Annotated in this window: 5 protein-coding genes and 2 pseudogenes; 4 read left to right on the top strand and 3 right to left on the bottom strand. The window is 39.6% G+C overall.

Annotation, left to right across the window (positions count from 1 at the left end):
- Both HT703_RS10080 and HT703_RS10075 read left to right on the top strand, forming a co-directional pair.
- Positions 1-196, top strand: a pseudogene (locus HT703_RS10080) (hypothetical protein); the annotation flags it as partial.
- Positions 197-245: 49 nt separating this feature from the next.
- Positions 246-1,512, top strand: a pseudogene (locus tag HT703_RS10075) (transposase).
- A 90-nt stretch (positions 1,513-1,602) separates the two neighbouring features.
- Here the strand turns inward: HT703_RS10075 and pyk are convergent.
- From pyk to HT703_RS10060, 3 genes are all read right to left on the bottom strand, one after another.
- Positions 1,603-3,108 (bottom strand): pyruvate kinase, encoded by a 1,506-nt coding sequence (gene pyk / locus HT703_RS10070; protein ID WP_001042822.1) that lies wholly within the window; start codon positions 3,106-3,108, stop codon positions 1,603-1,605.
- Positions 3,109-3,166: 58 nt separating this feature from the next.
- Positions 3,167-4,174, bottom strand: a complete 1,008-nt coding sequence (pfkA, locus tag HT703_RS10065; RefSeq protein ID WP_000820864.1) for a 6-phosphofructokinase — start codon at positions 4,172-4,174, stop codon at positions 3,167-3,169.
- A gap of 82 nt (positions 4,175-4,256) precedes the next feature.
- Positions 4,257-7,358: a DNA polymerase III subunit alpha gene (locus tag HT703_RS10060; protein WP_031233564.1), complete on the bottom strand. Its 3,102-nt coding sequence runs from the start codon at positions 7,356-7,358 to the stop codon at positions 4,257-4,259.
- Positions 7,359-7,707: 349 nt separating this feature from the next.
- Here HT703_RS10060 and HT703_RS10055 point away from each other — a divergent pair, with 349 nt between their 5' ends.
- On the top strand, positions 7,708-9,981 hold the full coding sequence (locus HT703_RS10055; RefSeq protein ID WP_023936141.1) for a Xaa-Pro dipeptidyl-peptidase: 2,274 nt from the start codon (positions 7,708-7,710) through the stop codon (positions 9,979-9,981).
- Positions 9,982-9,997: 16 nt separating this feature from the next.
- Positions 9,998-10,468 carry an arginine repressor gene (locus HT703_RS10050; protein WP_023934390.1) on the top strand — a complete coding sequence of 157 codons (471 nt, stop codon included), beginning with the start codon at positions 9,998-10,000 and terminating at the stop codon, positions 10,466-10,468.
- Positions 10,469-10,648 lie beyond the last annotated feature (180 nt).

Below are 10,648 nucleotides of genomic sequence, written 5' to 3'. Positions count from 1 at the left end.
AACTAGGAAGCTAGCCGCAGGTTGCTCAAAGCACTGCTTTGAGGTTGTAGATGAAACTGACGAAGTCAGTAACCATACCTACGGTAAGGCGACGCTGACGTGGTTTGAAGAGATTTTCGAAGAGTATTACCTTCAAGAAGCTCCATTGATGCCCCACCACCGCGTCACAAATACCTACACTGACACAAAAAGGTGACATAGCCACCTTTTTCGGCTCTATAATATTTGTAGTGGGTAAATCCCCTATGGATATCATCAATAAGGATACACACAAGGAAATCATCGCCAAACTGGACTACGACGCCCCATCTTGCCCTGAGTGCGGAAACCAATTGAAGAAATATGACTTTCAAAAACCTTCTAAAATTCCTTATCTTGAAACGACTGGTATGCCTACTAGAATTCTCCTTAGAAAGCGTCGATTCAAGTGCTATCACTGTTCAAAAATGATGGTCGCTGAAACTTCTATCGTCAAGAAAAATCACCAAATTCCTCGTATTATCAACCAAAAAATTGCGCAAAAGTTGATTGAAAAGACTTCTATGACCGATATTGCTCATCAGCTGGCCATTTCAACTTCAACTGTCATTCGAAAGCTCAATGACTTCCACTTTGAGTGTAATTTTAAACATCTGCCTGAGATTATGTCTTGGGACGTTGAAACAGTCCAGGGAGTGACTGTTTCAATCGGGAGATGGAGATGAGTTTCATTGCGCAAGATTTTGATAAGCTCAATATCATCACTGTTCTTGAAGGTAGAACATAAGCCGTCATTCGAGATCACTTTCTTAAATATGATAGGGTCGTCCGATGTCGAGTGAAAATTATTACTATGGATATGTTTAGTCCTTATTATGACTTAGCTAAACAGATTCGCTTTCAAATTTCTAGGCTCAGGCTGAAACAGTCTCCCAGACTGTTTCACTCCCGAATGCTAAAATCGTTCTAGATCGCTTTCATATTGTACAACATCTTAGCCGTGCTATGAGTCGTGTCCGTGTCCAAATTATGAATCAGTTTGAACGAAAATCCCATGAATACAAGGCTATTAAACGATACTGGAAACTCATTCAACAGGATAGTCGTAAACTCAGCGATAAACGTTTTTATCGCCCTACTTTTCGTATGCACTTAACGAATAAAGAGATTCTTGACAAGCTTTTGAGCTATTCAGAAGACTTGAAACACCACTACAATCTCTATCAGCTCTTACTTTTTCACTTCCAGAACAAGGAGCCTGACAAATTTTTCGGACTTATTGAGGACAATCTAAAGCAGGTTCATCCTCTTTTTCAGACTGTCTTTAAAACCTTTCTAAAGGATAAAGAAAAGATTGTCAATGCCCTTCAACTACACTATTCTAACGCCAAATTAGAAGCGACCAATAATCTCATCAAACTTATCAAGCGCAATGCCTTTGGTTTTCGAAACTTTGAAAACTTCAAAAAACGGATTTTTATCGTTCTGAATATCAAAAAAGAAAGGACAAAATTTGTCCTTTCTCGAGCTTAGCTGACTTCAACCCACTACAGTTGACAAAGAGCCCAAAAAAGCCTATCACACAAGCTCTAAAGCTGGATATGATAGGTTTTTATATTTTTCTTAACGTACTGTGCGGATACGCATTGTATTTGTACGAACAGCTTCTCCTACTGGTACACCAGCAACGATAACGATATCATCGCCTGACTCAACGAGACCTGCTTCTACCGCTTTACGTTCAGCGATTTCGAACATATCGTCAGTTGAAGATGGAGCATCTGTCAACATTGGGATAACACCCCAGTTCAACATCAATCCACGTTCTGTCAATTCATCAAATGTCAATGCTAAGATGTCAGCATTTGGACGGTATTTAGAAATCAAACGTGCAGTATGACCTGTCTTAGTAAGAGTTACAACCAATTTGATATCCATTGAGTTAGTAGCATCTTTAACAGCTGAAGCCATTACTTCTGTCTTAGAGTTACGTTCAAATGAATCTGAATCCAAACGTCCGTATTCATTAAGAAGAGTTTGAGCGTTCTTGTCTATTGTAGCCATTGTAGTTACTGACTCGAGTGGGTATTTACCGTTTGCAGACTCGCCTGACAGCATTGTAGCGTCAGTTCCGTCGATAACAGCGTTGAATACGTCTGATACTTCTGAACGAGTTGCACGTGGTTTTTCAGTCATTGTTTCAAGCATGTTTGTTGCAGTGATAACAACTTTACCTGCAGCATTGACTTTCTTGATAATCATTTTTTGGTAAACTGGAACCATTTCGAATGGTACTTCGATACCCATATCACCACGAGCGATCATGATACCATCAGCTGCTTCGATGATTTCATCCAAGTTATCGATACCTTGTTGATTTTCGATTTTAGCGAACAATTGAACATGCCCGTTTCCAGTTTCTTCACAGATTGCACGAACTTCGTTCACGTCTTTTGCAGTACGTACGAATGAAATCGCAATAAAGTTGATACCTTGTTCAAGACCAAAGCGGATATCGTCGTTATCACGTTCAGCAAGGGCTGGGAAAGGAATTTTAGTGTTAGGAATATTCACACCTTTTTGTTTAGCGATGATACCATCGTTTTCAACTTCCACTTCAAATTCACGAGTTGCGTCATCTTTAGCAACCACACGAAGACCAAGTTTACCGTCGTCAACCAACACTTGACGACCAACTTCAACATCATCATAGATATCCAGAGCACCAGCAACGTTCAATGCAATCACTTCACGAGTTGATTTGATTCCTTGTTTAGTTGCAACACGGATTTTCTCACCAGTTTTGTATGAATACTCTTTAGCTTCACCTTCGAACAATTCTGTACGGATTTCTGGTCCTTTTGTATCAAGAAGGAAACCAACTTTTTTACCTGCAAGTTTTTCAGCAAGTTTAACAGTTGCCATACGCTCACCTTGTTCTTGGTGGTCACCGTGTGAGAAGTTGAAACGGAATGTGTTAGCACCAGCTTCAATCAATTGAGCAATGTTTTTAGCTGAAGCTTCAACATCAAGTTTTTCACCCCAGTATCCGTCCTCACCGAATTTTTTACCACCACGGATTTCTACCGCAGGACCCAAAGTTGCAACGATTTTTACACGTTTGTTCATGATTTTTGTGACTCCTTTATAGATATGACCTTTTTGGTCTTATTAACTAAATTGTAAATTATGACAAGCTCTTATTCAAGCTAGATAGCTCAATATCGGCTTTGTGTGGGTTGTTAACTACAATCTTACCTTCTGCAGTAAGGCTAAACAATGCTCCTTCTTCTGCCGTTCCAAGAATTGGGTTTTCAACCATTTTCTCGTTACGGATACCAACCGCAACACCACCAATACCTTCTTTAAGAAGTTTAACAGCATGGGCACCCATACGTGACGCCAATACACGGTCACGCGCAGTTGGAGAACCACCACGTTGAATATGTCCAAGTTCTGTCACACGAAGGTCGCTTGTATCTCCAGCTTCTTTAAGTTTTTGACCAAATTCAGCTGCTGACATCACACCTTCAGCTAAGACGATGATATTGTGTTTTTTACCACACTCATAACCACATTTAATGCTTTCTACGATGTCTTCAATCTTGAATCCTTCCTCAGGAATGATGATTTCATCTGCACCAGTTGCAATACCAGCCCAAAGAGCGATATCACCAGCGTTACGTCCCATAACTTCAATAACAAAAGTACGACGGTGACTTGATGATGTATCACGAATCTTATCAATAGCATCCATAGCAGTTGTAACCGCTGTGTCAAAACCGATTGTAAAGTCAGTACCAACGATATCGTTATCGATTGTACCTGGAAGACCGATAGCAGGGAAACCATGCTCAGTCAAACGCATAGCGCCGTGGTAAGAACCGTCTCCACCGATAACAACTACACCTTCAATGCCGTGTTTTTTCAATTGCTCAATCCCTTTTAGTTGCCCTTCAAGTTGAGCGAACTCTGGGTAACGAGCTGAGTGAAGGAAAGTACCACCACGAGAAATGATGTCTCCTACTGAAGCTGCATCTAGGGGATGAATTTCACCGGCAACCATACCAGCATATCCGTCATAGATACCAAACACTTCCATTCCTTCTGAAATTGCTTGACGAACAACTGCACGGATAGCAGCGTTCATACCAGGGGCGTCTCCACCACTAGTCAAAACAGCAATACGTTTCATATTGGTTTATGCTCCTTTTTCTTTTAACAGTCTTCTTGATTATACCACATTTGATTTTAAAATTCTTCTATTTTCCGTATTTTTAGCGATAAATCGTTTTCATAACGATTTCATTCAATTTCTCCTCTAATTCATCAGATTTAACTACAAAATAATGGGGAGAAACGATGGTTTTCTGTTCCTCCTCATACCGGATGATGACTGGGATTGAGCCTTTAAATTGTTCTAAAATACGTGAAATTTCTTGATCCGATTCATGATTTTTCACCTGTATCCAAAAGCGTTCAGCAACTGCTTCTCTTATTTCTTGTGCAATCATTTGCAGACGGCCATCACGTGATTGTATTTTTCCTTTTATATAGTAGAAGGCTCCCTCTTTTATTTCCTGTCCAACCTGACGATATAAGTCTGAAAAGAGAGTGACGTCCAATTTTTTCTTACTATCATCTACCTGTAAGAAGGCCATATTTTCACCCTTTTTGGTACGAATCACTTTTATTTTCTGAACTTCAACCAAAATAATAGCATAGCTATTTTCTGACAAATTTCCGATTGGGGTAATTGGGTAAATAGCTTTACTTGCGATAGTTTGTAGTGGATGTTTGCTGACACCTATCCCTAAAAGCTCTTGTTCCATATAGAATTTTTCTTGTTCCGTCCAATCCTCCGATTCCTGCCAACTATAAATAGTATCTCCAAATAAACTTCCCAACTCTTTCACAAATTCAAATAGATTGGCTAAGTTATTAAATACTTTTTGACGATTTTTTTCAAATAAATCAAAAAGACCAACTTTTACCAAAGGTTCTAGCAGAGGTAGTTTCAGATAATTCTCAGGTAATTTAGCTATAAAATCTTCAATGTTAGAATAGGGTCTATTTTCAATAATCCAGAGAGCTAAATCATTACTGACTCCCTTAATCGATTTCAATCCTAGATAGATGGACTTGTTGGCAATTTTATCGTGATAGGGAATGGTGTTGATGGACAGAGGAGCCACTTCAAAGCCTGCTTCAAGTGCATCTATTAAGTAATCACTGTTGGCAGAATTCAACATGACCTGATAAAAAATGGCTGGATAATGCGTTTTGAAATAAGCCAACTGGAAGGCCAAAGCTGAGTAAGCATAGGCATGTGACCTGTTAAAACCATAACCTGCAAACTTCTCCATGACATCAAAGACCTGCTCTGCTTTTTCCACAGTATGACCAGCTTCTAAGGAGCCTTGAATAAAGGAAGCTCTCATCTCATGCATGGCAGAAGCATCCTTTTTCCCCATAGCTCGACGCAAAATATCGGCCTTCCCAAGACTAAATCCAGCAAACCGCTGAGCTACCTGCATAACCTGCTCCTGATAGAGCATGATACCATAGGTTGGAGCCAAAATATCCTCCAGTACTGGATCCAGAACAGTCACTTCTTCCTGCCCATGTTTTCTTGCCACAAAATTATTGATATAATCACTAGCACCTGGTCTATTTAGAGAAGTAGTCGCTACGACATCTTCAAAACAGACTGGTTGCACACGCTTAAGCAGACGAATGGCACCAGGTTGTTCAAATTGAAAGATACCTTTTGTATTGCCAGAAGCAAATAAAGCTAACGTTTCTTTGTCTTCCAAATCAATCTCGTTGATAACTATCTTAACACCTTCTGTTTCTGCAAGTAATTCTTGCATCTTCTGGACAAAGGTCAAATTTCGTAGTCCCAGAAAATCCATCTTCAAAAGACCGCTAGCCTCAACTCCATGAGCATCATACTGAGTCAGTGGAATTTCATCACCATGCTTTAGAGGAATGTAATTGGTCAAATCTTGGTCGCTAATCACAACACCAGCTGCATGGACAGAGGTTTGTCTTGGATACCCCTCAATCTTGCAGGCAATTTCAAAGGCTTTTTGGTATTCTAACTTACTATTAATTTGCTGACGAAACTGGAGATTGCCCTCATAGGCTGACTTGAGATTATCACGGAAACTGATTTTCTTGGTAATTGCGGATAATTCATACTCTGGAACACCAAAGCGTTTCAAGACATCACGCAGAGCTTGCTTGGCACCAAAGGTAGAAAAAGTAACGATTTGTGCCGCATGTTTACTGCCATATTTATTACCAACATATCTGATAAAATCTGGACGATAAATATCTGGGATATCAATATCAATATCAGGCATGGTATAGCGTTCACGATTGAGAAAGCGTTCAAAAATCAGATTTTTCTCTACTGGGTCAATCCCTGTAATATCTAAGGCATAAGAAACCAAGCTACCAACTGCAGAACCCCTTCCCATTCCCATATAGTAGCCATTCAGTCGTCCAAAACGCAACAAATCCCAAACAACCAAGAAATAATCATCAAATCCCATATCATGAATAACAGCCAATTCTTGGTCTAGACGGTCTTGATATTCTTTACTAGTCAATCCCTTCTGAGCAAGCCCAAGCTCAGCGCGTTCTCTCAACTCTTCTACTGCTGGTCTAGCTGGGTTAAAACGAGGCAGTTTCAGACTCGTATCCAAGTCGTAAGAAATGCCTGAAATCAGCTTTTCTAAATTGTCTAAGGCTTGCGGAAATCGTTCTAGGAATAATTTCTCTAAAGAACTTGCTGATATAAGGACATCTTGTCGTGAGCGCAAGGGAACTTCTCTAAGCGGTAGGTTTTCTTTAATCGCTGTTAAAACTTGAAGAACTTCTCTATCCCTGCTTTCAAAAGCATTGACCCGATAGAGGGGCAAGATTGGATGATAAAATTCGCTTGCTGGTGTTTCCGGATAAACCCCTATATAGTAATCACAGCCTAGTTCTAACGACTCCAGTCCATCAAAATAAGGCACAATTACCGCAATATCATTTAAGTACTGAGATAAAACCGACCAATTTTTCTCCCCCTGCATCTTGGCTGTCGAAAGCTTCATCAACTGCTGATAGCCCACACTAGATAAAGCTAAAAAGCGCAGATTCACTTCCTGAGCATCCACAAACACAGTCATTTCAAGCCCTAATAAAGGATGAATGCCATATTTTTTTGTAACCTCTAGAAAGTCAAAAGCACCATAAAGATTGTCAATATCCATTATAGCCAGATGAGTGTAGCCGAATTCTTTAGCTGCTCTCACATACTTTTCAATCGAAATGACGCTTTCCATAAAACTATAGACTGTTTTTGTATCTAGTTGTGCGATCAATTTACACTTCTCCTCTATCCTTCTCACTATATTATACCATTTTCACCTATAAAAGGCTTCTCTTGAGAAAAATTTCATCAGCTTACTAATTTACTTTCTATTCATTTGTATTTTTGTCATCGTTTTTATATTTATACTATATTATATATATAAAAAAATAGAAAACATACAATATAAATCTCCTAGAATTTTTATATTATATCCATTATATCTATTATTACACTGTTCTCTATATTGAATTTAGCACTTTATTCATTTTTATTAGATTATTTCCTTTTACAGTTAACAATTCCCTTTCTGCTTTTTTTTTGATATAATAACCTTAACTATCATTCTATATGGAGGTTCTATGCGTTTTAATCAATATAGTTATATCACTTTCCCAAAAGAAAATATCTTATCTGAACTAAAAAAATATGGCTTTGATTTACAAAATACAGCCAATCACAAAGACTCACTTGAAACCTTTTTACGTCGTTTCTTTTTCACTTATCAAGACACCAACTACCCACTTTCCATCCTAGCAGCTGATAAAAAAACAGACCTGCTGACATTTTTTCAATCAGAAGATGAACTGACAGCAGATATTTTTTATACTGTTGCTTTTCAACTTTTAGGCTTTTCTTATTTGGTTGACTTCGAAGACAGTGACGTTTTTCGTAAAGAAACTGGATTTCCTATTGTATACGGTGACTTGCTTGAAAATCTCTATCAGTTACTCAATACTCGCACCAAAAAAGGAAATACTCTTATCGACCAACTTGTTAGTGATGGTCTTATTCCGGAGGATAATGACTACCACTACTTTAACGGCAAGAGTTTGGCTACTTTTTCTAACCAGGATGTCATTCGTGAAGTCGTTTACGTGGAGTCTCGTGTCGATACTGACCAAAAAGGGCTATCAGACCTAGTAAAGGTTAGCATTATTCGCCCTCGTTTTGATGGAAAAATCCCTGCCATCATGACAGCCAGCCCTTATCATCAGGGAACCAATGACAAGGCTAGTGACAAGGCTCTCTACAAGATGGAGGGCGAGCTTGAGGTTAAGCTTCCTCACAAGATTGAGCTAGAGAAACCTCAACTAAATCTCGTCCAACCCCAAGGTAAAGCTGAGCTTATAGCAGAGGCTGAGGAAAAGCTAACTCACATCAACTCTAGCTATACACTAAACGACTACTTCCTTCCGAGAGGCTTTGCCAATCTCTATGTCTCAGGTGTTGGTACCAAAGACTCGACAGGTTTCATGACTAATGGAGACTACCAGCAAATCGAGGCTTATAAAAATGTCATCGATTGGCTTAACGGCCGTTGCCGTGCCTTTACTGATCACACGCGCCAGCGTCAAGTCAAGGCTGATTGGTCAAACGGAAAAGTTGCTACAACGGGACTTTCCTATCTAGGTACCATGTCCAATGGTCTTGCGACTACAGGAGTCGATGGTTTAGAAGTTATCATTGCCGAGGCAGGAATTTCATCATGGTACAACTACTACCGTGAAAACGGTCTGGTGACTAGCCCAGGTGGTTATCCAGGTGAGGACTTTGACTCCCTTGCTGAGTTAACCTATTCTCGTAATCTCTTAGCTGGCGACTATATCCGTGGCAATGAAGCTCACCAAGCTGACTTAGAAAAAGTGAAAGCTCAGCTAGACCGAAAAACTGGGGACTACAATCAGTTTTGGCATGACCGCAATTATCTGCTCAATGCCCATAAAGTAAAGGCAGAGGTTGTCTTTACTCATGGTTCTCAGGATTGGAATGTCAAACCACTTCATGTTTACCAGATGTTCCATGCTCTTCCTACTCATATACACAAGCATCTCTTTTTCCATAATGGTGCCCATGTTTACATGAACAATTGGCAATCAATTGACTTCCGTGAGTCCATAAATGCCTTATTAACCAAGAAATTACTAGGACAGGAAACAGACTTTCAACTTCCTACTGTTATCTGGCAGGACAATACAGCTCCACAGACTTGGTTATCACTTGATAACTTCGGTGGGCAAGAAAACTGTGAAACCTTCTCACTTGGTCAAGAAGAGCAAGCTATTCAAAACCAGTACTCAGATAAGGATTTTGAGCGCTATGGTAAGACCTACCAAACCTTCAATACAGAACTCTATCAAGGGAAAGCTAATCAGATTACTATTGACCTTCCTGTGACCAAGGACATTCATTTAAACGGTCGCGCTCAGCTCAATCTTCATATCAAATCCAGCACAAACAAGGGGCTTTTATCTGCTCAATTACTGGAACTTGGTCAAAAGAAATACTTACAGCCTTATCCAGCTGTTTTAAGTGCTAGAACCATTGACAACGGTCGCTATCATATGCTGGAAAATCTCTGTGAACTGCCATTTAGACCAGATGCACAACGAGTCGTGACAAAAGGTTACCTTAATTTACAAAATAGAAATGATTTACTGTTAGTAGAGGATATTACTGCAGATGAATGGATGGATGTGCAATTTGAACTGCAACCAACTATTTACAATCTAAAAGAAGGAGATACTCTTCGTTTAGTCCTCTATACGACTGACTTTGAAATCACCATCCGTGACAATACCGACTACTACTTGACTGTCGACCTCGCTCAGTCCACGCTTACCATACCTTGCTAAAAGGAGTTACATTATTATGAATAAATCAGAACACCGCCACCAACTCATACGCGCTCTTGTCGCAAAAAACAAGATTCATACACAGGCTGAATTGCAGTCCCTTCTTGCTGAGAACGACATTCAAGTGACCCAGGCAACCCTCTCACGCGACATCAAAAATATGAACCTATCAAAAGTCCGCGAAGAAGATAGCGCTTATTATGTTCTTAACAATGGTTCCATCTCAAAATGGGAAAAACGTCTCGAACTCTACATGGAAGACGCCCTTGTCTTGATGCGCCCAGTTCAACACCAAGTCCTACTAAAAACCCTTCCTGGACTGGCTCAATCCTTTGGTTCTATCATTGATGCTTTGAGCTTCCCTGACGCTATCGCTACCCTTTGTGGTGATGATGTCTGTCTTATCATCTGTGAAGATGCAGATGCTGCTCAAAAGTGCTTTGAAGAACTGAAAAAATTCGCCCCACCATTTTTCTTTGAAGAATAATAAATGACTACAACTAACAATTATGCTTCAAAAAACCTGGTAGAAAGTCTTTAACATCAGAAAACGCATAATATCAAGTGTTTAAAACCCTTGATATTATGCGTTTTGCTTTATCCTAGGAAGATTTATACTCTTCAAAAATCTCTTCAATCCGCATTAACATCGCCTTGCCGTAGGTAT

The organism is Streptococcus sp. 3874 (assembly GCF_013276425.1).
Lineage (GTDB): Bacteria > Bacillota > Bacilli > Lactobacillales > Streptococcaceae > Streptococcus > Streptococcus pseudopneumoniae.
Note: the sequence above shows the minus strand (reverse complement) of the source record. Positions and strands in the feature narration are given on the sequence as shown.